19 protein-coding genes are annotated in these 23,745 nt (G+C 71.8%); 6 read left to right on the top strand and 13 right to left on the bottom strand.

The annotated features are described in order from the left end of the window. Positions 1-176 precede the first annotated feature (176 nt). Positions 177-1,469, top strand: a complete 1,293-nt coding sequence (locus ACFWPI_RS03500; RefSeq protein WP_380371259.1) for a M14 family zinc carboxypeptidase — start codon at positions 177-179, stop codon at positions 1,467-1,469. Between the two features lie 131 nt (positions 1,470-1,600). Here ACFWPI_RS03500 and rodA read toward each other — a convergent pair whose 3' ends face one another. The 8 genes from rodA to ACFWPI_RS03540 form a co-directional block, all read right to left on the bottom strand. Beyond that, positions 1,601-2,800 (bottom strand): rod shape-determining protein RodA, encoded by a 1,200-nt coding sequence (gene rodA / locus ACFWPI_RS03505; RefSeq protein WP_063347559.1) that lies wholly within the window; start codon positions 2,798-2,800, stop codon positions 1,601-1,603. Beyond that, the gene (gene mrdA / locus ACFWPI_RS03510; RefSeq protein ID WP_380371256.1) at positions 2,797-5,163 is read right to left on the bottom strand and encodes a penicillin-binding protein 2; all 2,367 of its coding nucleotides are present in this window, start codon (positions 5,161-5,163) and stop codon (positions 2,797-2,799) included. Before mrdA ends, rodA begins: the two co-directional genes overlap by 4 nt. A gap of 51 nt (positions 5,164-5,214) precedes the next feature. Then, positions 5,215-5,856, bottom strand: coding sequence for a rod shape-determining protein MreD (mreD, locus tag ACFWPI_RS03515; protein WP_063347560.1), 642 nt, complete (start codon positions 5,854-5,856; stop codon positions 5,215-5,217). A gap of 3 nt (positions 5,857-5,859) precedes the next feature. Then, on the bottom strand, positions 5,860-6,798 hold the full coding sequence (gene mreC, locus ACFWPI_RS03520; protein WP_380371253.1) for a rod shape-determining protein MreC: 939 nt from the start codon (positions 6,796-6,798) through the stop codon (positions 5,860-5,862). A gap of 95 nt (positions 6,799-6,893) precedes the next feature. Beyond that, a complete protein-coding gene (locus ACFWPI_RS03525; RefSeq protein WP_031076009.1) occupies positions 6,894-7,919 on the bottom strand; it encodes a rod shape-determining protein in 1,026 nt (341 codons plus the stop codon). 320 nt (positions 7,920-8,239) lie between these two features. Continuing rightward, positions 8,240-8,653 carry a nucleoside-diphosphate kinase gene (gene ndk / locus ACFWPI_RS03530; RefSeq protein ID WP_063347562.1) on the bottom strand — a complete coding sequence of 138 codons (414 nt, stop codon included), beginning with the start codon at positions 8,651-8,653 and terminating at the stop codon, positions 8,240-8,242. A gap of 110 nt (positions 8,654-8,763) precedes the next feature. Continuing rightward, entirely contained in the window at positions 8,764-9,114 is a 351-nt protein-coding gene (locus tag ACFWPI_RS03535) for a DUF4233 domain-containing protein (protein WP_063347563.1), read from the bottom strand. Position 9,115: 1 nt separating this feature from the next. Further along, positions 9,116-10,507, bottom strand: a complete 1,392-nt coding sequence (locus tag ACFWPI_RS03540) for a folylpolyglutamate synthase/dihydrofolate synthase family protein (RefSeq protein WP_363369878.1) — start codon at positions 10,505-10,507, stop codon at positions 9,116-9,118. Positions 10,508-10,681: 174 nt separating this feature from the next. Between ACFWPI_RS03540 and ACFWPI_RS03545 the strand changes: the two genes are divergently transcribed. The 3 genes from ACFWPI_RS03545 to ACFWPI_RS03555 all read left to right on the top strand — a co-directional run bounded on the left by ACFWPI_RS03545 (position 10,682) and on the right by ACFWPI_RS03555 (position 15,086). Then, positions 10,682-12,115 carry a glycosyltransferase gene (locus tag ACFWPI_RS03545; protein WP_380371249.1) on the top strand — a complete coding sequence of 478 codons (1,434 nt, stop codon included), beginning with the start codon at positions 10,682-10,684 and terminating at the stop codon, positions 12,113-12,115. Positions 12,116-12,194: 79 nt separating this feature from the next. Continuing rightward, positions 12,195-13,376 (top strand): non-hydrolyzing UDP-N-acetylglucosamine 2-epimerase, encoded by a 1,182-nt coding sequence (gene wecB, locus ACFWPI_RS03550; RefSeq protein ID WP_380371247.1) that lies wholly within the window; start codon positions 12,195-12,197, stop codon positions 13,374-13,376. 171 nt (positions 13,377-13,547) lie between these two features. After that, positions 13,548-15,086, top strand: coding sequence for a chitinase (locus ACFWPI_RS03555; protein ID WP_380371245.1), 1,539 nt, complete (start codon positions 13,548-13,550; stop codon positions 15,084-15,086). A 21-nt stretch (positions 15,087-15,107) separates the two neighbouring features. Here ACFWPI_RS03555 and ACFWPI_RS03560 read toward each other — a convergent pair whose 3' ends face one another. Both ACFWPI_RS03560 and ACFWPI_RS03565 read right to left on the bottom strand, forming a co-directional pair. Beyond that, entirely contained in the window at positions 15,108-15,629 is a 522-nt protein-coding gene (locus tag ACFWPI_RS03560) for a hypothetical protein (protein WP_350878266.1), read from the bottom strand. Between the two features lie 316 nt (positions 15,630-15,945). Beyond that, positions 15,946-18,558 (bottom strand): valine--tRNA ligase, encoded by a 2,613-nt coding sequence (locus ACFWPI_RS03565; RefSeq protein WP_107453022.1) that lies wholly within the window; start codon positions 18,556-18,558, stop codon positions 15,946-15,948. Positions 18,559-18,771: 213 nt separating this feature from the next. Between ACFWPI_RS03565 and ACFWPI_RS03570 the strand changes: the two genes are divergently transcribed. Both ACFWPI_RS03570 and ACFWPI_RS03575 read left to right on the top strand, forming a co-directional pair. Beyond that, positions 18,772-19,656 carry a hypothetical protein gene (locus tag ACFWPI_RS03570; RefSeq protein WP_380371242.1) on the top strand — a complete coding sequence of 295 codons (885 nt, stop codon included), beginning with the start codon at positions 18,772-18,774 and terminating at the stop codon, positions 19,654-19,656. Positions 19,657-19,748: 92 nt separating this feature from the next. After that, positions 19,749-20,531, top strand: a complete 783-nt coding sequence (locus ACFWPI_RS03575; protein ID WP_380336924.1) for a hypothetical protein — start codon at positions 19,749-19,751, stop codon at positions 20,529-20,531. Between the two features lie 96 nt (positions 20,532-20,627). On the opposite strand, the gene clpX is transcribed toward ACFWPI_RS03575, so the two are convergent. The 3 genes from clpX to ACFWPI_RS03590 all read right to left on the bottom strand — a co-directional run bounded on the left by clpX (position 20,628) and on the right by ACFWPI_RS03590 (position 23,503). After that, entirely contained in the window at positions 20,628-21,917 is a 1,290-nt protein-coding gene (gene clpX / locus ACFWPI_RS03580; RefSeq protein WP_063347569.1) for an ATP-dependent Clp protease ATP-binding subunit ClpX, read from the bottom strand. A gap of 249 nt (positions 21,918-22,166) precedes the next feature. Beyond that, on the bottom strand, positions 22,167-22,829 hold the full coding sequence (locus ACFWPI_RS03585; protein ID WP_063347570.1) for an ATP-dependent Clp protease proteolytic subunit: 663 nt from the start codon (positions 22,827-22,829) through the stop codon (positions 22,167-22,169). Positions 22,830-22,885: 56 nt separating this feature from the next. Beyond that, on the bottom strand, positions 22,886-23,503 hold the full coding sequence (locus ACFWPI_RS03590; protein WP_360211667.1) for an ATP-dependent Clp protease proteolytic subunit: 618 nt from the start codon (positions 23,501-23,503) through the stop codon (positions 22,886-22,888). Positions 23,504-23,745: the final 242 nt, after the last annotated feature.

Here is a 23,745-nt window from a genome sequence, read left to right on the forward strand (position 1 = left end):
GGAGTTGGGCCGTACGCTCAACCCTCGCCGACTCCCCCCGGCGACCCGTCCCCGGCGCGCAGGGCCCCGCCCCCGGCCCCGCAGGCCGCGTCCGCCGGCGCCCCCGCGCGCCCCGGCGGCCCGACGAGCCGGGCGGCCGCGCGAACACACCCCAGGGGACACGCCCTAGGAGAGCCATGACCGACACCGACCGGCGGGTCCGCCCGCCCCGGCCCCTCGGCAGCCGGGCGGCCCGCTACCCCGCGCCGGCCCAGGCCGAGGCCGCGGCCCGGCGGCTCGCGCTGCGCCACCCGGAGCGGTGCCGGCTGCGCGAGGTGGGCCGCTCGCGGGCCGGGCGCCCGCTGCTGCTGCTGTCCGTCGACCGGGGCCCGCGCACGGTGCTGGTCGTCGGCGGCCCGCACCCCAACGAGCCGATCGGCACGGCCGGCGCCCTGCGGCTGGCCGAGGTGCTGCTGGCGCGCCCCACCCGGCCCGGCCTGTCCTGGCACCTGCTGCTCTGCCTGGACCCGGACGGCGCCGCGCTCAACGCGGGCTGGCTGGACGGGCCGCTCACCATGCGCCGGCACTACGAGCACTTCTTCCGCCCCTCGTTCGAGGAGCAGCCCGAACTGCTGCCGGCCGCCGACGCGGGCCGGCCCCCGATGCCGGAGAGCCTGGCGCTGACCGGCCTGATCGACGAGCTGCGCCCGTTCCTGCAGTGCTCGATGCACGGGGTGGACTTCGGCGGCGCCTTCATCCAGCTGACCGCTCCGGTGCCCGGGCTGCCCGAACTCTTCGCCGCCTCGGTGCGCCGGGCCGGCATCCCGCTGGACGTCGACCCCTTCGACGCGGTCGGCTGGGCCAGCCCCTTCCCCGGCACCTATCTGATGCCCTCGGCGGACGGCGCCGGCCGGTCACGGGCGCTGCCGGACGAGCCGGAGCTGTCCACCTGGTCGTACGCCGGCCGCCACGGCGGGGTGACGGCCGTGCTGGAGGTGCCGATGTGGGCCGTGGACGCGGTCGGCGACGGCCGTCCGCACCCGGCGGCGGACCGGGCGGTCGGCGCCGCGGCCCGGACGCTGCGCGAGCGCGCCGAGGAGCTCTCCGGGCTGCTGGCCCACGTGCCCGCGCACACCCGGGCGGCGCACGGCGCACTGGTGCGCGCGGCCGGGTTCACCCTGGAGTTCTGCCCGTCGGTGGCCCAGGAGTGGCTGGCCCGCTGGTGCGCCGAGCCGCTCACGGTGTCCCGGGTGACCACCGCCGGGATCGTCGCGGCCCGGATCCCGCTGCGGGTGGCGTCGACGGTGCTGCGGCTGCTGGCGGACAGCGGCGGTCCGACCGTGGCGGCGGCCCGGGGCCGGGCCCGCGACATCGTCACCGAGAGCCTGGGTCAGCTGCACCACCGCTTCGGTGCCCGCTGGGTGCCGGTCCAGGAGCAGCTGGCCCACCAGGTCCGCGCGGCGCTCACCGCCGCCGACTGCCTGCTCTGACCGGGGCCACAGCCCGCCGCAACCGGGCAACAACTACCCACCCACAGCGCCCAGTTGAAAAACACCAAGGGCCGACCCGAGAAATTCCCGGGCCGGCCCTCGACCGACGAACGCGTGGACGGACAGTCCGCTCAGGCCGCTATCGGCCGCTGGCTGCGGACCGCCTGGAGCAGCCCGATCGCGATCCAGACCGCGAACATCGACGACCCCCCGTAGGAGACGAACGGCAGCGGGATGCCCGCCACCGGCATGATGCCCAGGCACATCCCGATGTTCTCGAAGGCCTGGAAGGAGAACCAGGCGATGATCCCCGCGGCCACGATCGTCCCGTACAGGTCGGTCGCCTGCCGGGCGATCCGGCAGGCCCGCCACAGCACCACGCCGACCAGCAGGATGATCGCCAGCGCCCCGACGAAGCCCAGTTCCTCACCGGCCACCGTGAACACGAAGTCGGTCTGCTGCTCCGGCACGAACTGCCCGGTGGTCTGCGTCCCGTGGAACAGCCCCTTGCCGGTCAGCCCGCCCGAGCCGATCGCGATCCGGGCCTGCGCGGTGTTGTAGCCGACGCCGGAGGGGTCCAGCTGCGGGTTGGCGAAGGCCGCGAAGCGGTCGATCTGGTACTTGCTCAGCACCCCGAGCTTCCAGATCGCCACGCACCCGCCGGTGCCCGCCACCAGCAGCCCGAGCACCCAGCGGTTGGCCGCCCCCGAGCCGAGCAGGATGCCCAGCACGATCGCGGCCATCACCATCACCGAGCCGGCGTCCGGCATCAGCAGCACGACGCACATCGGCAGGAAGGCCCAGACCAGGCCGCGGAACACCGCCCGGTGCGAGGGGTACTCCCGCTCCCCCGCGTCCACCTGGTCGGACAGCACGACCGCCATCGCCAGCACGATCCCGAGCTTCGCGAACTCTGCGGGCTGGATGGAGAAGCCGCCGCCCAGCTGGATCCAGGAGTGCGCGCCGTTGATGGTCGAGCCCAGCGGGCTGAGCGTGGCGAGCAGCATCAGGATCACGCCGATGTACAGGAACGGCACGAGGGTGCGGAAGCGCCGGCTCCCTATCCCTATCACCACCGAGCACAGCACCAGCCCGACGACCAGGTTGGTCAGGTGCCGGTACAGGAAGTACTGCGGGTCGCCGTGGGTGAGCGAGTCCCGGCCGCGGGTGGCCGACCAGACCAGCAGGGAGCTGCCGAGCGACAGGGCCAGCGCGGCGAGCAGCAGTATCCAGTCCAGCCGCCACAGCGGGGAGTCCTTGGCCAGGGCCTTGGAGACCCCGCTGCGCTGCGGGCTCAGCCGCAGTTGCCGGTAGGAGCCGTAGGAGGTCATGCCCGCCCCCTTCCCGGGCCGCGGTTCGGTTCGAGTGCGGCGTCGGCCGCGGTGCCCGGGGCGGGCCGGTCGTTCGGCTGCGCCGGGTCCAGGAAGGCCGAGGCCGGGGCGGGTTCGCCCGGCACCTGTTCCAGGAAGGCCGGCGCCGGGCCGGGCAGACCCTGCGCCTGGTCCGGCGACGCCAGGAGGCCCGGGCCCGCGACGGCCTGCACCGGGCCGACGGTGTCGGCGGTGTTGGCGGTGTCGACGGTGTAGGCCGCCGGCTTGATGATCGCGGTGCCGTCCGGGTTGAACTTCGGCAGTTCGGCCTGCGGCGCGGGCAGCAGCGCCTTGCCGTTGTCGATGTTGCCCTTGTCGTCGACGCCGTACAGCGCCTGGTAGATCCGGCGAACCGCGTCGCCGGAGCCGCCGGAGCCGGTGCCGCCCTGGCTTATCGTCATGACGACCGCGTAGTCCTTGCTGTACGTGGTCAGCCAGGAGGTGGTCTGCTTGCCCTCGACCTCGGCGGTGCCGGTCTTGGCGTGCAGCTCGATCTTGTTCTGCGGCCAGCCGGCGCCGGAGAACTTCCAGGCGGCGGTACCGCCGGTGATGACGCCCGCGGTGGCCTGGTCGATGTAGCTCAGCAGCTTCTGGGAGCCGGGGAACTTGCCGTCCTCGTGCGGGGCGATCTCGCGGACGAGGTCCCCGCTCGGGCTTATCACCGCCTTGGCGACGGTCGGCCGGTAGAAGGTGCCGCCGTTGGCCAGCGCCGAGTAGATCCGGGCCATCTGGACCGGGGTGACGAGCGTGTCGCCCTGGCCGATCGCGAAGTTGACGGCGTCACCGGCGCGCATCTGGTAGCCGTCGACGCAGTTCTCCTTGGCGATCTGGTCGGAGAAGCTGGTGCCGCCCTTCTGCGCCTGCGCGCACCAGGCGTCCTTGTTGTTGTCGTAGAAGGACTGCTTCCACTGCCGGTCCGGCACCCGGCCGGTGACCTCGCTGGGCAGGTCGATGCCGGTCTTGGCGCCGAGGCCGAACTGGTGGGCGGTCTTGAAGAACCAGTCGCCCGGCTCCTTCTTCGGCTTGATGCCGCCGTCCTTCATCCACTGGTCGTACGCCAGGCCGTAGAAGACGGTGTCGCAGGAGACCTCCAGCGCCTTCTCCAGGGAGATGGAGCCGAAGTTCTCGCTCTCGAAGTTCTTGAACTCGCGGCCGCCGATGGTCATGCTCTTCGGGCACGCGTACGTCCCGTCCAGCGAGTAGCCGGCCTCGACGGCGGCGGTGGTGGAGACGACCTTGAAGGTCGAGCCGGGGGCGGACTGACCCTGTATGGCCCGGTTCAGCAGCGGGAAGTTGGAGTCCTTGCTGGTCAGCGACTGGTAGTCCTTGCCGGTGATGCCGCCCACCCAGAGGTTGGGGTCGTAGGTCGGCGCACTGGACATCGCGACGATCCGGCCGGTGTGGACGTCCATCACCACGGCGGCGCCGGAGTCGGCCTCGTAGTTGCGGTTGGTGACCTTGTCGAAGGTCTTCCGGGCGTCGGCCATGGCCTGCGCCAGGTTGTCCTCGACCACCTTCTGCACCCGGGCGTCGATGCTGGTGACCAGGTTGTTGCCGGTCTGCGGGGCGGCGGTGCCGGCGGTGCCGATCACCCGGCCGAGGTTGTCCACCTCCAGCTGGGTGATGCCGGCGGTGCCGCGCAGGTCGCGGTCGTACACCGACTCCAGGCCGGCCCGGCCGATCTGGTCGGCCGGCAGGTAGCGGTCCAGGCCGGCCTTGGAGGCGGTCTTGCTGACCTCCTCGTCGGTGACCGGCGAGAGGTAGCCGAGCACCTGCGCCATGTTGGCGCCCTCGGCGCCGGTGTAGCGGCGCACGGCGGTGGGCTGCGCGGTGACCCCGGGGAAGTCCTCTCGGCGCTCCATTATCTGCATCGCCTGCTGGGTGGTCGCCTCCTTGGTGACCGGGATCGGCTGGTAGGGCGAGCCGTTCCAGCAGGGCTGCGGGGTCTTGGCGTCGCAGAGCCGGGTCTTCTCCTGCACGTCCTTGGCGGGCATCCCCAGCACCTCGGCCAGCCGGCCGAGCACCGCCTTGCCGCCGTCCTTCTGCTGCAGCAGCGAGGTGCGGCTGACCGAGACCACCAGCCGGGCCTCGTTGCCGGCCAGGATCCGCCCGGAGGCGTCCAGGATCTCGCCGCGGACGGCCGGTTCGACCACCTCGCGGATGTGGTTGCCGGTCGCCTTGGCGGTGTAGACGCTGGCGTTGCGGATCTGCAGGTACCACAGCCGTCCGCCGAGGGTGGCGAGCAGCGACAGGACCAGGATCTGCAGCACCACCAGACGGATCGTCACCCGCCGGGTACGGCCGGTCTCGGGGATGTTGCTCACGTCTCGTGCGCTCCAGGATGCGGGAAGTCGGGAGGTCGGGGGCCGGGCCGGTTACGGGCGCCGGACGAAGCCGGGCATGCGCCGCTTCTTGTAGGACGGGCCGGACGAGGCCTCGCGCGTGGTGCGGTAGCGGGCCAGCGTGCCCAGGCCGGAGCCGCCCTGGTCGTCATCGGTGGCCGCGGTCACCGGGTCGCGCCCGAAGCGGCGGCCGACCAGCATCACCAGCGGCACCACGAACGGCGCCAGCAGCACGTCGTACAGCAGGGCGCTGACCACCAGGCCGCCGAGGCCGACGTGCCGGGCCGCGGTGTCGCCGACCAGGGCGCCGACCATCGCGTACAGCAGGGTGGAGGCGACCGCCGCGGCGGCCACCACCATCAGCGCGCTGGACACCGACCGCTGGCGGCCGTGGTCCGGGCGCAGCAGCCCGGCGGCGTAGCCCATCAGGCAGAGCACCAGCGCGTAGCGGCCGATCGCGTGGTCGGAGGGCGGCGCGAGGTCGGCCAGCAGGCCGGCCGAGAAGCCGACCACGCAGCCGCCGGACGGCCCGTAGACCATGGCCAGGCCGACCACGACGAGCAGCAGTATGTCCGGGGTGGCCCCCGGGAGCTGGAGCCGTCCGAAGACGCTGACCTGGAGGATCAGGCCGAGCAGGATCAGGCCGGCGGAGACGGGGATGCGGGCGAGGCGCATGGCTCAGTTCCCCCCAGTGGGCTTGGCGGGCGGGGCGGCGGGCGCGGCCGGGGTCTGGGCCGGGGCGGCCGGGGTCTGGGCGGGGGCCGGCGGCAGGACGGCGTCGCGCGGGTCGGCGCGCGGCGGCACGACCACCACGCCGACCAGGTCCAGCCGGGTGAACTGGACGAAGGGCTCGACCAGGATGGTCTTGGTCAGCTGGCCCGGGGTGGCCTCGACCTCGACGACCTTGCCGACCGGCACGCCGGGCACGAACGGGCGGCCGCTCTGCGAGCCGAAGGTGACCAGCCGGTCGCCGGCCTTGACCTGGGCCTTGCCGTTGAGCAGCGAGACCTTCATCGGGCTGGTGCCGCCGCCGGAGGCGAAGCCGATCTCGCCGGAGGCCTCCAGCCGGGTGCCGGCCGAGAAGCCGGGGTCGGAGGCGAGCAGCACGGTGGCGGTGGTCGGGGCGACGGTGGTGATCCGGCCGACCAGGCCCTGACCGTTGATCACCGTCATGTCGCGGGTGAGGCCGTCGTCGCTGCCGGCGTCGATGGTGATGGTCCAGGAGAAGCCCTGGGCGGGGCCGATCGCGATGACCTGGGCGGCCTTGACGGTGTAGCCGCCGGCGCCGGCGGTGCGCAGCAGGTCGTCGAGCTGCTTGGTGCGCCCGGTGGCCATGTCGGAGGAGGCGAGCTTCTGCCGCAGTTCGGTGTTCTCGCGGGCGAGCTCGTCGGTGCGGCCGTTGTTGGAGGCGGCGTCGCGGAAGGCCCGGACGGTGTCGGCGACCGGGTCGACGACGGTGGCGGCGCCGCGCTCGACCGGGCCGAGGACGCTGGCGGCGGCGTGTCGGGCACCGCCGAGGGGGGAGCTCTCACCGCCCTTGATGTCCACGGTGACGAGTGCGAAGGCGACGGCCACCAGCAGGATGAGCAGCAGCCGGCTCTCTCGTGTGTCCCTCACGGTGCTGGTACTGCCCCTTCGTACCTGGTCGGCCGCCCGGGCTGTGGGGCCCGGGCGGCAGCCCGTTCAGTTGAGTGTCGGATGTCTCGGTGGTGCTAACGGCGCGGGGAGGCGTCCAGTACCTGCTGGAGCGCCTCGAACTCCTCGACGCACTTGCCGGAGCCGAGCGCGACCGAGTCGAGCGGGTTCTCGGCGATGTGGATCGGCATGCCGGTCTCGCGGCGCAGCCGCTCGTCGAGGCCGCGCAGCAGGGCGCCGCCGCCGGTGAGCACGATGCCGCGGTCCATCACGTCGCCGGCCAGCTCGGGCGGGCACTGGTCGAGGGTGGTCTTCACGGCGTCGATGATCGAGTTGACCGGCTCGTCGATGGCCTCGCGGACCTCGGCGGCGGAGATGACCACGGTCTTGGGCAGGCCGCTGACCAGGTCGCGGCCGCGGATCTCGGCGTGCTCGTCCTTCTCGCCCTCCAGGCCGAAGGCGCTGCCGATGCTCATCTTGATCTGCTCGGCGCTGCGCTCGCCGAGGAGCAGCGAGTACTCCTTCTTGATGTGCTGGACGATCGCGTTGTCCAGCTCGTCGCCGGCGACCCGGATGGACTGGGCGGTGACGATGCCGCCGAGGGAGATGACCGCGACCTCGGTGGTGCCGCCGCCGATGTCGACGACCATGTTGCCGGTGGCCTCGTGGACGGGCAGCCCGGCGCCGATGGCGGCGGCCATCGGCTCCTCGATGATGTGCACCTGGCGGGCGCCGGCCTGCGAGGAGGCCTCGATCACGGCGCGGCGCTCGACTCCGGTGATGCCGGAGGGCACGCAGACCACGACCCGGGGGCGGGCGAGGTAGCGGCGGCGGTGGATCTTGAGGATGAAGTAGCGGAGCATCCGCTCGGTGATCTCGAAGTCGGCGATCACGCCGTCCTTGAGCGGGCGGATGGCGACGATGTTGCCCGGCGTCCGGCCGATCATCTTCTTCGCCTCGGCACCGACCGCCAGGATGCCGCCGGTGTTGGTGTTCACCGCGACGACGGACGGCTCGTTGAGGACGATCCCCTTGCCCCTGACGTACACCAGCGTGTTGGCAGTTCCAAGGTCGATCGCCAAGTCGCGGCCGATGAACGACAGGTTGCTCGCCATGGGGTGTGGTTGCCTTCCCGGGCTCGGAGTTCATAGGGGGGTTGGACGAGAGCGCGCCCACGCTCGGGCGGAGCCAGCTGAGCTGCCTTACCGGGCCCTTGAGTCGCGTCCATCGTAGTCACGCGGCGCGGCACGGACGTCGATGCGGGGCATACCGTCCATTGTCCGGAGCGTGTTCGCTTCTCCGGGCATTGGGACGCCGTGTCGGCACCTCTGGTTGCTTATTTCACGATAAAAGTGCCCCGGCCGGGCCAATGGTCCCGACCGGGGCAGTGCCAAGGTCCCTCGGGCGTGTCGCCCGGCTGGACTCAGGCGTGCGCCGGGAAGAAGATCTTGATCTCGCGCTCGGCCGACTCCGGGGAGTCCGAGGCGTGGATCAGGTTCTCGCGGGTGATCGTCGCGTAGTCGCCGCGGATGGTGCCGGCCCCGGCCTCCAGCGGGTTGGTCGCACCGGCCAGCATCCGGATGCCGCGGACGACCTCCTCGCCCTCGACGATCAGGGCGATCGACGGACCGGAGGTCATGAACTCCAGCAGCGGCTCGTAGAACGGGCGGCCGACGTGCTCCGCGTAGTGCTGCTCCAGCGTCGCCCGGTCGAAGGTGCGCAGCTCGACGGCGGTGAGCCGCCAGCCGGCCTTGCGCTCGATGCGGCTGATGATCTCGCCGGCCAGGCCACGCTGGACGGCGTCGGGCTTGAGCAGGACGAGAGTGCGCTGGGACACGGTGCGTCTCCTGGGGATTCGGTACGGCAAGGCAGTCGGGCCGACGGGCGGGAGCCGACACGGCAGAGATTACCTTGCGTGTGCGGCGTGTCGGCCCGCCGGTCCGGGCCCTAGACCGGTACGGCGGCCGCCTCGGCGGCGGCCCGGGCGGCCTTGAACTCGTCCACCTTGCGGCCGTAGTGCACCGAGCACCACCACAGGCCGGCGAAGACCACACCGAGGCCGAACATGGTCGGCAGGATGAAGCCGCTGGCGATCAGGCCGATCTGCAGCGCCCAGCCGACGGCCACCGCACCAGGGCGGTTGATCATGCCGCAGAGCGCGATGCACAGCGCCATGACGATCCCGGTGACGATCCAGATCGTGGCCGTGGAGACGCTCGACAGCTGCATCGCGACCAGCGCGGCGAACATGGCCAGGAGAGCCTCGCCGATCAGGGTCGAGGAGCAGAGGGTCCTCATGTCACTTCCTCCCGAGCAGCAGGCGGGCCTCGCCCACCGTGATGACCGAACCGGTGACCAGCACCCCGGCGCCGCCGAGGTCGCCCTCCTCCTCGGCGAGGGTGACGGCGGCCGCGATGGCGTCGTCGAGCCGGGGCTCGACCTGGACGCGGTCCTCGCCGAAGATGTCGACGGCCAGCGCCGCCAACTCGTCGACGTCCATCGCGCGGTGGGTGGAGTTCTGGGTGATGACGACCTCGGCGAGGACCGGCTCGAAGGCCTCCAGCACGCCGGCCACGTCCTTGTCCCCGGAGGTGCCGATCACGCCGACGAGCCGGGTGAAGCCGAAGGACTCGCCGAGGGCGGCGACGGTGGCGCGGGCGCCGTGCGGGTTGTGCGCGGCGTCCAGGATGATCGTGGGGCTGCGGCGGACGACCTCCAGGCGGCCGGGCGAGGAGACGCCGGAGAAGGCCTGGCGGACCTTGTCCACGTCGAGCTGCCCGCCGCGGGCGCCGCCGACGCCGAAGAAGGCCTCGACCGCGGCCAGCGCCAGCACCGCGTTGTGCGCCTGGTGCTCGCCGTGCAGCGGGATGAAGACGTCCTCGTACTCCTCGCCGCCGAGCCCGCGCAGCGTCACCAGCTGGCCGCCGACGCCGAGCTCACGGCGGATCACACCGAACTCCATGCCCTCGCGGGCCACCGTGGCGTCGACCTCGACGGCGCGCCGCAGGATGTTCTGGGCGGCGTCCAGCTGCTGCTGGGCGACGACGGCGACGGCACCGGACTTGATGATCCCGGACTTCTCGACCGCGATCTCGCCGGTGGTCTCGCCGAGCTTGTCGGTGTGGTCCAGCCCGATCGGGGTGATCACGGCGACGGCGGCGTCGATGACGTTGGTGGCGTCCCAGGAGCCGCCCATGCCGACCTCGACCACGGCGACGTCCACGGGGGCGTCGGCGAAGGCGGCGTAGGCCATGCCGGTCAGCACCTCGAAGAAGGACATCGGCACCGGCTGCGCCGCGTCGACCATCTGCACGTACGGCTCGATGTCGCGGTAGACCTCGACGAAGCGCTCGGGGGTGATCGGGGCGCCGTCCAGGGTGATCCGCTCGGTGACGCTCTCCACGTGCGGGCTGGTGTAGCGGCCCGTGCGCAGTTCGAAGGTGTTGAGCAGCTGCTCGATCATCCGGGCGGTGGAGGTCTTGCCGTTGGTCCCGGTGATGTGGATGGAGGGGAAGGACCGCTGGGGCTGGCCCAGGATGTCCATCAGCGCCTCGATCCGGTCGAGCGAGGGCTCCAGCTTGTTCTCCGGCCAGCGCTTGGAGAGCTCCACCTCGACATCGCGCAGGGTGTCGTCGGTGTCGCCGTCGGCGGGGCGGAGGGTGTACGGGTTCGGGTCGGCCTTGTCGCTCACGACCACAGTCTACGGAGGGTTGGCGGGCCGTCCTCACGGGGTGAGAACGACCACTTTGGTCGGAGTTTCCAATTTGCCCCCTTTACTATCTCTTTGGCGAATTTGAACCGCGACGAAGCATCGATTCGCACCCCCTGGAGCCGCGCCGCCTTTGATCACGAGGAGTACTACGCCATGCCCGACGCTCTGCACGACTGGATCGTGCTCCGCCAGGACGCCGTCGTCTGGTTCGCCGGACTGGTCTCACTGGCGCTCGTCGGCTACATGGCCTTCGTCTTCGGACGCTTCCTCCTGTACTGGGCCGGCTCCCGGCACGCCTTCCGGCACAACCGGCCCGCCGAGCCCGGCGACCCGGCCGCCTTCCAGTGGCACCTGGTGATCCCCTGCCGCGACGAGGAGGCCGTGGTCACCCAGACCCTGGCCGGCCTGCGCGCCAGTGCGCCCGAGGCCCACCTGTGGGTGATCGACGACGACAGCGAGGACGCCACCCGCGACCTCGTCCTCGCCGCCGCGGCCCACGACGACCGCGTCCACCTCGTCCAGCGCCGCCGCCCGCACGCCCGGATCGGCAAGGGCGCCGCCCTCAACGCCGCCTACCGCGAGATCACCGCCTGGCTGCCCGAGGACACCGACCGCTCCCGCGTGGTGATCGGCGTCGTCGACGCCGACGGACGGCTCGACCCCGGCACCCTCCCCCAGGTCTGCAACGGCAAGGCGCTCGGCCGCCCCGACACCGGCGCCGTCCAGATCGGCGTGCGGATGCGCAACGCCGACGACGAACTCCCGCTGCCCGGCCGCGGCCGGGCCGCCAACGCGTTCGCCCGCGCCCTGGTCCGGATGCAGGACGTCGAGTTCCAGGCCAACAACGCCGGCATGCAGCTGCTGCGCCGCCGCACCGGCAGCGTCGGCCTCGGCGGGAACGGCCAGTTCGCCCGCCTCACCGCCCTCGACTCGCTCACCGCCGAGGAGGGCCGGGCCGGCCGCCCCTGGCCCGAGCGCGCCCTGCTGGAGGACTACGAGTCCGGCCTCGACCTGCGCCTGGCCGGCTGGCGGCTCACCCACGTCACCGAGACCCAGGTCTCCCAGGAGGGCCTGATCTCGCTGCGCCGCTTCCTCACCCAGCGCACCCGCTGGGCCCAGGGCAACATGCAGTGCCTGCGCTACACCGGCCGGGTGCTGCGCTCCCCCTTCTACACCTGGTCCGGCAAGGCCGAGGTGCTGTACACCTTCCTGCAGCCCGTCGTCTGCGTGCTGCTGGTCCTGCTGTTCCCGCTCTCGCTCGGGATCACGGCGGCCGGGCTGGTGCTCTTCCCCGCCGAGACCGCCGACTTCCACGTCAGGTTCGGCCCGTGGATGCTGCTCGCCTTCGCGGTCGCCACCCTGCCGATGGTGTTCTGGGGCTTCGCCTACCGCCGGCTCGTCCACCCCGACCGCGGCCGGCTCACCGGACTGCTCTGGGGCGTCCTGATCTGGCTCTACGCCTACCACCTCTTCGTGGTCGCCACCCGGGCCGCCGCCCGGATGCTGCTCGGCCGCAACGGCTGGGCCAAGACCCGGCGCAACGCCGAGAAGGTCGCCCTCGGCTCCCCCACCGCCCTTGAGTCCTGAGCCTCAGTCCTGAGCCCCGCGCCTGAGCCCCGCGCCCGAGCCCTGAGCTGCCCCACCCCCTCGGAGCCTCCCCATGAGCATGTGCCTTCCCCCCGCCAGCGTCGCCGTCGTCCTGGGCACCCGCCCCGAACTGGTCAAGCTCGCCCCGCTGATCCACGAACTCGGCGACGCCACCCGCCTGGTGCACACCGGCCAGCACTGGGACGAGGCGATGTCCGGCCGCTTCCTGCGCGACCTCGACCTGCCCCGCCCCGAGCTGCTCACCGGCGTCGGCGGGCGCCCCCGGGCCGGCCAGATCGCCCAGTCCCTCGGCCAGCTGGACGCCGCCTTCGCCGAGGACCGCCCCGCCGCCGTCGTCGTCCAGGGCGACACCAACGCCACCCTCGCCGGGGCGCTGGCCGCCAACGCCCGGGAGATCCCGCTGGTGCACGTCGAGGCCGGGCTGCGCAGCTTCGACCGGGCGATGCCCGAGGAGCACAACCGGGTGATGGTCGACCACGTCTCCGACCTGCTCTGCGCCGCCACCGGGGACAACGTCGCCAACCTGCGCGCCGAGGCCCTCGCCGAGGAGCGGATCGCGCTCACCGGCAACACCGTCGTCGAGGTGGTCCGCCGTCAGCTGCCGGCCGCGGCCGACCGCGCCGCGCTGCTCGCCGCGCACGGGCTGCGCCCGGACGGCTACGTGCTGGCCACCGTGCACCGCCCGGAGAACACCGACACCGCCGAGGCGCTGGGCGCCGTGCTGGCCGAACTGGACCGGATCGCCCGGGCGGGCACCCCGGTGCTGTTCCCGATGCACCCGCGCACCCGGGCCGCCGTCGAGCGCTTCGCACTGGACGCCCTGCTGGAGCGCCTGGCCGTCACCGGGCCGGTCGGGTACGCCGACTTCCTGGGTCTGGCGAGCCACGCCGCGCTGCTGGTCTCCGACTCCGGCGGCGTGCAGGAGGAGTGCACCGTGCTCGGCCGCCCACTGCTGGTGGTGCGCCGCTCCACCGAGCGTCCGGAGGCGGTGGCGGCGGGCTTCGCCGCACTGGTGGGCCCCGACGAGGACCTGGGCGAGCTGGCCCGGGCCTGGCTGGCCGACACCCCCGAGCGGCTCGCCCGGCTCGCGGCCACCCCGAGCCCGTACGGCGACGGCCTGGCCTCGGCGCGGATCGCCGCGCTCACCGCCGCGGTCGCCGCCGCGGTCGCCGAGCCGGCCCAGCCCGGAGCAGTCGGTACCGCAGCAACCGACTCCACGGCACGGCCGTCGGCCGCCTAGCGCCCTCTTGACAGCCGGATTGGTCTACTCCACCTTGTGAGTCAAGTCTCCTTCCCCGACAGGGACTTGAGTTGTCGGTAGCTCCCGCACGCGCACCATCGACACCCCGGACGGCGCTCCACCCCCACCACTCAGGCGCGCCGCCGGGCCTCCCCCACAGGAGATGGAGTCATGCCACCTGCCCGACACCGGCGCCCACGCGCCGCCCACACCCTGATCGCCGGGGCCTGCGCCGTCGCCCTCGGCCTGAGCGGGCTCGCCCTCGCCACCGGCACCGGCGCCCAGGCCGCCGACCCCGACCTGATCACCAACGGCGGCTTCGAGACCGGCACGCTGTCCGGCTGGTCCTGTGGCAACGGCGCCGTCCAGAGCACGACCGCGCACTCCGGCCGCTACGCCCTGCAGTCCACCCCCGGCTCGGGCGACACCGGCGAGTGCACCCAGACCGTCGCCGTGCAGCCCTCCTCGACGTACACGCTGAGCTCCTGGGTCCAGGGCTCGTACGTCTACCTGGGTGCCCGCGGCACCGGCGGCACCGACCCCGGCACCTGGACGAACTCCACCGGCTGGGCCCAGCTGAGCACCGGCTTCACCACCGGCCCGGGCACCACCAGCGTCACCGTCTACCTGCACGGCTGGTACGGGCAGCCCGCCTTCCTCGCCGACGACGTCTCACTGATCGGCCCGGGCGGCCCGCAGCCCTCCCAGAGCCCGACCGCCACCACGTCCCCGAGCCCCACCGGCACCGGCAGCCCCTCCCCCACGGACACCGGCACCGGCAGCCCCACCGCCACCTCGACCGGCAAGCCGCCCGGCCTGCCCAAGCACATCCTGACCGGCTACTGGCAGAACTTCGACAACGGCGCCACCGTCCAGCGGATCGGCGACGTCCCGGCCGCCTACGACATCATCGCGGTCTCCTTCGCCGACGCCACCACCACACCGGGCGGGCTGGGCTTCACCCTGGACCCCGCCCTCTCCTCCCGCCTCGGCGGCTACACCGACGCCCAGTTCAAGGCCGACATCGCGGCCAAGCGGGCGGCCGGCAAGAAGGTGGTGCTCTCGGTCGGCGGGCAGAACGGCACGGTGTCGGTGAGCGACCCGACCTCGGCGGCCAACTTCGCCGGCACCGCCCGGGCGCTGATGCAGGGCTACGGCTTCGACGGGATCGACATCGACCTGGAGAACGGCGTCAACGCCGTCTACCTCGGCCAGGCGCTGCACTCGCTGGCGGCGAAGAGCGGCAGCGGGTTCGTCCTCACCATGGCGCCGCAGACCATCGACATGCAGTCGACCGGCATGGAGTACTTCAAGCTGGCGCTGAACGTGAAGGACATCCTCACCATCGTCAACATGCAGTACTACAACTCCGGTGCGATGAACGGCTGCGACGGCAACGTCTACTCGCAGGGCACCGAGGACTTCCTCACCGGGCTGGCCTGCATCCAGCTCAAGGGCGGGCTGCGGCCCGACCAGGTGGGGCTCGGGGTGCCGGCCTCCACCAGCGCGGCGGGCGGCGGGTACGTCAGCCCGAGCGTGGTCGACAACGCGCTGGGCTGCCTGGCCGCCGGCACCAACTGCGGCAGCTACAAGCCCGACACCACCTGGCCGGGCATCGGCGGGGCGATGACCTGGTCGACCAACTGGGACGCCAAGGCGGGCAGCCCCGTCGCGGGCACCATCGGCGCGCACCTGCACGCCATGCCGTGACGCCCCTCCCCGGACCGGGGTTCAGACCCCGGCCCGGGCCTCCGGGACGTGGGCCGCGGGCCCGCCGTGCCGGCGGCGCAACTCGGCCGTGATCTCGGCCAGTTCGCCCTCGGGCAGCAGCGGCAGCATCATCGCGACGCCCTGGAGCAGACCGCCGAGCAGGAAGGTGGTGTCGGCGGTCGAGGCGACCAGGCCGCGCACCTCGGCCACCTCGCCGGCGGCCACCGCCTCGATCAGCCGGGCGGCGTCCGCGCTCTCCTCGTCCACCGCGACCGCGCCGTTGTCGGCCGGGGCGCGCCGGGCCATCGCCCGCAGCACCCGGTCGCCGACCTCGGGCGCGTACGCCTTGCGGACGGCCTCGGCGGCGATCCAGGCGAGCAGGGTGGTCACCTCGCGCTCGGCGCGCTCGGCGAGGAGCAGGTCCAGCTCGTGGTCGAAGGCGAGCTGGTTGCCGTGGCGGAACGCCAGCAGCAGGGTCGCCGCCCTGGCCTTGGCCTCCTCCACCGCCTCGGCAGGAAGTTCGTCGGCCAATTCCTCGGTCACCACCACGCCATGCCCTCCCGTCCGTCGGCTCAGCAGGAACGCTCAGCAGAAACACCCGTCAGAAACTCCGTGCACACCGTACACATCCGACCTGCAAACTTCCGCGAACCCGCGCGGGCAAGACCGGAATGAATTCGGAAGGAATAGGACCTCACCCGGTCCAGGATGAATATTCGCCGGAAGGGAGCAATGTTGATGGGCTATTAGGCGTAGCAAAAAGAACACCGCCGCCGCGACCGGCCGAGCCGCCCGGAAACGCCGGAGGGGCCGCACCCCGCGCGTCGCGGAGTGCGGCCCCTCACGGACCGGTGCGGGCTCAGCCCTGCGGCAGCGCCGCGAGCTGGGCGGTGATCCGGGCGATGTCGGCCTCGGCGGCCTCCTGGCGGCCCCGGATCTTGGCGACCACCTCGTCCGGCGCCTTGGCGAGGAACGCCTCGTTGCCGAGCTTGGCCGTGGTCTGCGCCTTCTCCTTCTCGGCGGCCGCGAGGTCCTTGGCGAGGCGCTTGCGCTCCGCCGCGACGTCGATGGTGCCGGAGAGGTCGAGCGCGACGGTGGCGCCGGCGACCGGGAGCGAGGCGGTGGCCGCGAAGCCCTCCTCGGGGACGGTCAGCCGCAGCAGCGAGCGGATCGCGTCCTCGTGGACGGCCAGCACGGTGCCGTCCAGCTCCAGCTTCGCCGGGACGCGCTGGCCCGGCTTGAGGCCCTGGTCCGAGCGGAACCGGCGGACCTCGGTGACCACCTGCTGCAGCGTGGCGATCTCGGCCTCGGCCTCGGCGTCGCGGTAGCCGCTGTCCGTCGGCCAGTCCGCGATGACCAGCGACTCGGCGCCGGTGAGCGTGGTCCACAGGGTGTCGGTGACGAAGGGCACGATCGGGTGCAGCAGCCGCAGCGTGACGTCCAGGACCTCGCCGAGCACCCGGCGCGCGGCGTCGGCCTGCGGGCCGCCCTTGGCCAGGGTGGTCTTGGAGAGCTCGACGTACCAGTCGAAGACCTCGTCCCAGGCGAAGTGGTACAGCGCCTCGGACAGCTTGGAGAACTGGTAGTCCTCGTACAGCGCGTCCACCTCGGCGACGGTGCTGTTCAGGCGCGACAGGATCCAGCGGTCGGTCGCGGTCAGCTCCTCCGGCGCGGGCAGCGGGCCCTCGACGGTGGCGCCGTTCATCAGCGCGAAGCGGGTGGCGTTCCAGATCTTGTTGGCGAAGTTGCGGGCCGCCTGGACCCAGTCCTCGCCGATCGGCACGTCGACGCCCGGGTTGGCACCGCGCGCCAGCGTGAAGCGCAGCGCGTCCGAACCGTACTTGTCCATCCAGTCCAGCGGGTTGACCACGTTGCCGAAGGACTTCGACATCTTCTTGCCGTTCTGGTCACGGACCATGCCGTGCAGCGCGATGGTGTGGAACGGCGGGGTGCCGTCCATCGCGTAGAGACCGAACATCATCATCCGGGCGACCCAGAAGAACAGGATGTCGTAGCCGGTGACCAGGACGGAGTTCGGGTAGAACTTCGCCAGGCTCTCGGTCTGCTCCGGCCAGCCGAGCGTGGAGAACGGCCACAGCCCGGAGGAGAACCAGGTGTCCAGGACGTCGTTGTCCTGGTGCCAGCCCTCGCCGGTGGGCGGCTGCTCGTCCGGACCGACGCAGACGACCTCGCCGTTCGGGCCGTACCAGACCGGGATGCGGTGGCCCCACCACAGCTGGCGCGAGATGCACCAGTCGTGCAGGTTGTCGACCCAGTCGAAGTAGCGCTTCTCCATCTCCTGCGGGTGGATCTTGACCTTGCCGTCGCGGACCGCGTCGCCGGCGGCCTTCGCGAGCGGGCCGACCTTGACCCACCACTGCATGGACAGCCGCGGCTCGATGGTGGTCTTGCAGCGCGAGCAGTGGCCGACCGAGTGGACGTACGGGCGCTTCTCGGCGACGATCCGGCCGTCGGCGCGCAGCGCGGCGACGATCGCCGAGCGGGCCTCCAGCCGGTCCAGGCCGAGGAACGGGCCGTGCACGGTGATGACCGCGTGCTCGTCCATGACGGCGACCGAGGGCAGGCCGTGCCGCTGGCCGATCTCGAAGTCGTTCGGGTCGTGCGCGGGCGTCACCTTGACGGCGCCGGTGCCGAACTCCGGGTCGACGTGGGCGTCGGCGACCACCGGGATCCGACGGCCGGTCAACGGCAGCTCGATCTCGGTGCCGACCAGGTGGCGGTAGCGCTCGTCGTCCGGGTGGACGGCGACCGCGGTGTCGCCCAGCATCGTCTCGGCGCGGGTGGTGGCGACGACGATCGAGGCGTCGCCCTCGCCGTAGCGGATCGAGACCAGCTCGCCGTCGTCGTCCTGGTACTCCACCTCGATGTCCGAGATGGCGGTCAGGCAGCGCGGGCACCAGTTGATGATGCGCTCGGCCCGGTAGATCAGCTCGTCGTCGAAGAGCTTCTTGAAGATGGTCTGGACGGCCTGGGACAGGCCCTCGTCCATGGTGAACCGCTCGCGGGACCAGTCCACGCCGTCGCCCAGGCGACGCATCTGGCCGGAGATCTGGCCGCCGGACTCCGCCTTCCACTTCCAGACGCGCTCGACGAAGGCCTCCCGGCCCAGGTCGTGGCGGGACTTGCCCTCCTTGGCGAGCTCGCGCTCGACCACGTTCTGGGTGGCGATGCCGGCGTGGTCCATTCCGGGCTGCCACAGCGCCTCGTAGCCCTGCATCCGCTTGCGGCGGACCAGCGCGTCGATCAGCGTGTGCTCGAAGGCGTGGCCCAGGTGCAGGCTGCCGGTCACGTTCGGCGGGGGGATGACGATGGTGAACGGGGGCTTGTCGCTCTTGGCGTCCGCGGTGAAGTAGCCACGCTCTACCCAGCGCTCGTACAGCTCGCCCTCTACGTCCGCGGGGGTGTAGGTCGTCGGGAGAGTGGCTGCTTCGTCCCCGGCAAAGGTGCTCACGGGGTGCTGGTTCGTCGTGTCGGTCACGACGCACAGTTTACGTAACCGCAGGCCCGTGTTACGAACCGCTTTCTCCGCGCGGACGCGACCCGCCCGAACGGCTCGGCGGAGGACACCGTACGGTACCGTTCCCGGGCACTCGTCCGGTGTCCGCACGGACCCCGGGACGACACGACGACAGGCCGCGGGTGCGGCGGGGGAGCACGGACGCAGATGTACGGCCAGGGCCAGCAGTATCCGCAGGGACAACCGCAGGGACAGCCTCAGCCGTACGGGGGTCAGCCCCCGTACGGCCCGCCGCAACCGCCGCCGCCCTACGGCGCCCCGCAGCAGCCGCCCCAGTACGGCTACCCGCCGCAGGACGGCCAGCCCTACGGCGTTCCCCAGCCGCCCTACGGCACCCCGCAGCAGCCGTACGGCGCCCCGCAGCCCCCGTACGGCTACCCGCCGCAGGCCCCGTACGGCCAGCCGGGCCAGCCGGGCTACCCGCCGCCGCCGAAGAAGGGCCGGACCGGCCTGGTGGTCGGCCTGGTCGTGGGCGCGCTGGTGCTGGGCGGCGGCGGTTTCGCCGCGTGGAAGTTCCTCGGCGACGACCAGGGCGGCCAGTACAAGATCTCCGCGCCGCAGTCGCTGCCGGACGGCTACACCCAGAAGTCGGCCAAGGAGGAGGCCGTCGACCCGGCCAAGCCCGAGGCGGCGAAGTTCGGCAAGAACCTCAACGTGCTGGCGGCCAGCTACAGCAAGGGCTCCGACGCGCTCGACACGCTCTCCGTGGTCGGCGTCTACGGGGAGCTCAACGACCCCGGCCAGATCATCGACGACTCGAAGAAGGACAGCGGCGGGCTGACCTGGTCCACACCGCTGACGGACTTCCCGGCGCAGGACGGCCACAGCTCCTCGGCGAAGCTCGCCTGCGGCGTGGCCAGCGTCATCGCGGGCAAGGCCGGGCCCACGGTCTGCGTGTGGGCGGACAAGTCCACCACCGGCCGGATCACCTTCAGCAAGATCAGCCTGACCGGCGGCGGCCAGGGCCTCACCCCGGCCCAGGCCGCGGACAGGACCCGGGCGATCCGCGACGCCATGGTCGTCGCCAAGTAACCGGGGCACCGCCCCGCCACGTCACCACCACCTCCCCGCCGCCGCCGGCCGCGCCGGGCGGCACCCGGGCATCGCCATCAGAGAGGCCTCGCGTGACCGAGCAGAACCCCTACGGCCCCCCGCCGCAGCCGGGACACGACGCACCGCCGCCCCCACCGGCCCCGCCGGGCTACGGCGGCATCCCGCCGCAGAGCCCCCCGCCCGGCTACCCGCCGGTCGGCGAGCCGGGCGCCTACCCCGGGTACGGCGCGTACCCGCCGGTGCCGCCGCCGCGCAAGTCCCGCAAGACGCTCTGGACCGTGCTCGGCGTCGTCGGCGCCTTCGTGCTGCTGGGCGGCGGCGCGCTCGCCTACTTCGTCTACGACGTCGCCAGCAGCGCGGGCACCCAGAAGATCGTCCTGCCGGCCACGTTCAAGGACCTGCGCCAGAGCGACGACCCCCAGGTCGCCGACACCCTGGAGAAGGGGCTCACCTCCAGCTTCGGCAAGGGCGACGGCAACTGGAGCCCCACCGGGGTGGGCGCCCTCTACCAGAACGCGCAGTCGGACCCTCAGCTGGTCGTGTTCGGGGGCTACGGCAAGGTCCTGGCGCCGAAGCAGGAACTGAACCAGGCGTTCCAGGGCATGGCGTCCACCGGTCGCAAGCTCGACAACCGGCACGTGGTGGACGCCGGCCCCAAGGGCGGCGCGATGGAGTGCGCCACCGTCGTCGGCGGCGAGGGCGAGGCCGGGACCACGATGGGCATCTGCGCCTGGGCCGACAGCAGCGGCCTGGTGATGGTCATGACGGTGGCCGACCCGAGCGCCCAGCCGGACCTGGACAAGCTCGCCGCCGACACCCGCGACCTGCGCGCGGTCGCCGAGGTCCCCAAGTAGTCCACCGGGAACCGCCGGTGACCCTCCGGCACCGGGAGACGCCGAAGGGCCCCGCACCGGTCGGTGCGGGGCCCTTGCGGATGCGGCGGACGCGGGTCAGGCGCTCTTCTCGCGCCGCTCGCGCTTGATCATGTCGCGCGGGACGAGAGTGGGGATGGCGTGCTTGGAGACCACGTCCCCGGTGACCACCACGCGGGCGACGTCCTGACGCGAGGGCACCTCGTACATCACGGACATCAGCACCTCCTCCATGATGGCCCGCAGACCGCGCGCGCCGGTGCCGCGCAGGATCGCCTGGTCGGCGATCGCCTCCAGCGCGTCCCGGGAGAACTCCAGCTCCACGCCGTCCAGTTCGAAGAGCTTGCGGTACTGCTTGACCAGCGCGTTCTTCGGCTCGGTGAGGATCTGCAGGAGCGCCTCGCGGTCCAGGTTGTGGACGCTGGTGATCACCGGCAGCCGGCCGATGAACTCGGGGATCATGCCGAACTTCACCAGGTCCTCGGGCATCACCTGGCGGAAGTGGTCGCTGGCGTCCGACTCCCGCTTGGAGCGGATGTTGGCGCCGAAGCCGATGCCCTTGGCGCCGGCCCGGCCCTCGATGATCCGCTCCAGGCCGGCGAACGCGCCGCCGACGATGAACAGCACGTTGGTGGTGTCGATCTGGATGAACTCCTGGTGCGGGTGCTTGCGCCCGCCCTGCGGCGGCACCGAGGCGGTGGTGCCCTCCAGGATCTTCAGCAGCGCCTGCTGCACGCCCTCGCCGGAGACGTCCCGGGTGATCGACGGGTTCTCGCTCTTGCGCGCGACCTTGTCGATCTCGTCGATGTAGATGATCCCGGTCTCGGCCTTCTTGACGTCGTAGTCGGCCGCCTGGATCAGCTTGAGCAGGATGTTCTCGACGTCCTCGCCGACGTACCCGGCCTCGGTCAGCGCGGTGGCGTCCGCGATCGCGAACGGCACGTTGAGCATCCGGGCCAGGGTCTGCGCCAGCAGCGTCTTGCCGGAGCCGGTGGGGCCCAGCAGCAGGATGTTGGACTTGGCCAGCTCGATGGCGTCCTCACGGCCGTTGCCGCCGCTGCGGCCCGCCTCGCCGGCCTGGACGCGCTTGTAGTGGTTGTAGACCGCCACCGACAGCGCCTTCTTGGCGAGGTCCTGGCCGACCACGTACTGGTCCAGGAACTCGTAGATCTCCCGCGGCTTCGGCAGCTCCTCGAAGCGCACCTCGGAGGTCTCGGCGAGTTCCTCCTCGATGATCTCGTTGCACAGGTCGATGCACTCGTCGCAGATGTACACGCCTGGGCCGGCGATCAGCTTCTTCACCTGCTTCTGCGACTTGCCGCAGAACGAGCACTTGAGCAGGTCGCCACCGTCTCCGATGCGTGCCACGAGGTGCTTCCCCTTCGCCAGGGGCCCCGCAGAAGTTCCGGGGCCTGGTGCTGTGGACCGTCAACGCCGACGGCGATCGGTCTCGCTATCCGACGGTACTCTGCCGGGCCCCTGATTCCGTCCTCTTCGCCGGGTCTGCCCTACGCCCTGGGCGAATTGATACCGAACAGATGCCGTTGCGGAGGCCGCCGACGACCCGGAGCGGAGCGCGCACGCAGGATGCGCGCCCCGCCTCGGAGGGTGCCGGCCTCAGGAGGTCAGCGAGGTCTTGCGGGTGGAGATGATCTGGTCGACGAGGCCGTACTCCAGGGCCTCCTCGGCGGTGAGGATCTTGTCGCGCTCGATGTCCTCGCGCACCTGCTCCACCGGCTTGTTGGAGTGCTTGGAGAGCATCTGCTCCAGCTGCTCGCGCATCCGGAAGATCTCCTTGGCCTGGATCTCCAGGTCGGACACCTGGCCGCGGCCGGTCTCGGTGTACGGCTGGTGGATCAGGATGCGGGCGTTCGGCAGCGCCATCCGCTTGCCGGGGGTGCCGGCGGCGAGCAGCACGGCCGCGGCGGAGGCCGCCTGGCCCATGCAGACCGTGGTGATGTCCGGCTTCACGTACTGCATGGTGTCGTAGATGGCCGTCAGGGCCGTGAACGAGCCGCCGGGCGAGTTGATGTACATCTGGATCTCGCGGTCCGGGTCCATCGACTCCAGGCACAGCAGCTGCGCCATGATGTCGTTCGCCGAGACGTCGTCGACCTGCGAGCCGAGGAAGATGATGCGCTCCTCGAACAGCTTGGCGTACGGGTCGTACTCGCGGATGCCCTGCGTGGTGCGCTCGACGAAGCGCGGGACGATGTAGCGACCCTCGGCGCGCATGTCCTCGACGCGGGCCTGGGCGGCCGACAGGCTGGGGATGATCATGGGGGTTCTTGTCCTCCGGGGCGTTGTGGCTGTGGTCTCGTGGGCCGGGCCGAGGCTCAGGCGCCCGTGCCGCCGCCGCCGGGAACGTCCGCGGCGCTGTGCATGATCGCGTCGATCAGGCCGTACTCCAGGGCCTCCTCCGGCGTGAACCAGCGGTCGCGGTCGGAGTCCCTGGTGATCTGCTCGAAGGACTGGCCGCTGTGGAAGGCGATCAGCTCGGACATCCGCTTCTTGGTGCGCAGCAGCTGCTCGGCCTGGATGCGGATGTCGGTGGCGGAGCCGCCGAGGCCGGCGGACGGCTGGTGCATGAGGATGTTGGCGTTCGGCAGCGAGAAGCGCTTGCCCTTGGCGCCGGCGGTCAGCAGGAACTGGCCCATCGAGGCCGCCATGCCCATCGCGATGGTGACGACGTCGTTCTTGATGTACTGCATGGTGTCGTAGATCGCCATGCCCGCCGAGATCGAACCGCCCGGGGAGTTGATGTAAAGGAAGATGTCCTTTTCCGGGTCCGCGGCCAGCAGCAGCAGCTGGGCGGTGATCTTGTTGGCGATGTCGTCGTCGACCTGCTGGCCGAGGAAGATGATCCGCTCGTTGAGCAGCCGGTTGTACACCTGGTCGCCCAGGCCGCCGAGCACGTCACCAGAGGCGGCGTGCGGCGCCATCGGGCCAGGCATCTGCATCTGCGGGAACGTCACTTAGCCACCTGCTCAGTCGATTTGGACGGTCGCTCCACGGCCGTCACGATGTCGCACAGCTTCCGGGTATCACGGTGTGATTGGTGCTGTCCAAGGACCCTAACGCGCAGGCCGGGCCGCAGAATCCCTCACGCAGAACTGTTCGCTGTGAGCGCAGGGTCGGGTCCGCCCCGGGGGACGACGACGGGCCCGGACGCCGTACGGCGTCCGGGCCCGTCGCA

Source organism: Kitasatospora sp. NPDC058492, assembly GCF_042720685.1.
Taxonomy (GTDB): Bacteria; Actinomycetota; Actinomycetes; order Streptomycetales; family Streptomycetaceae; genus Kitasatospora.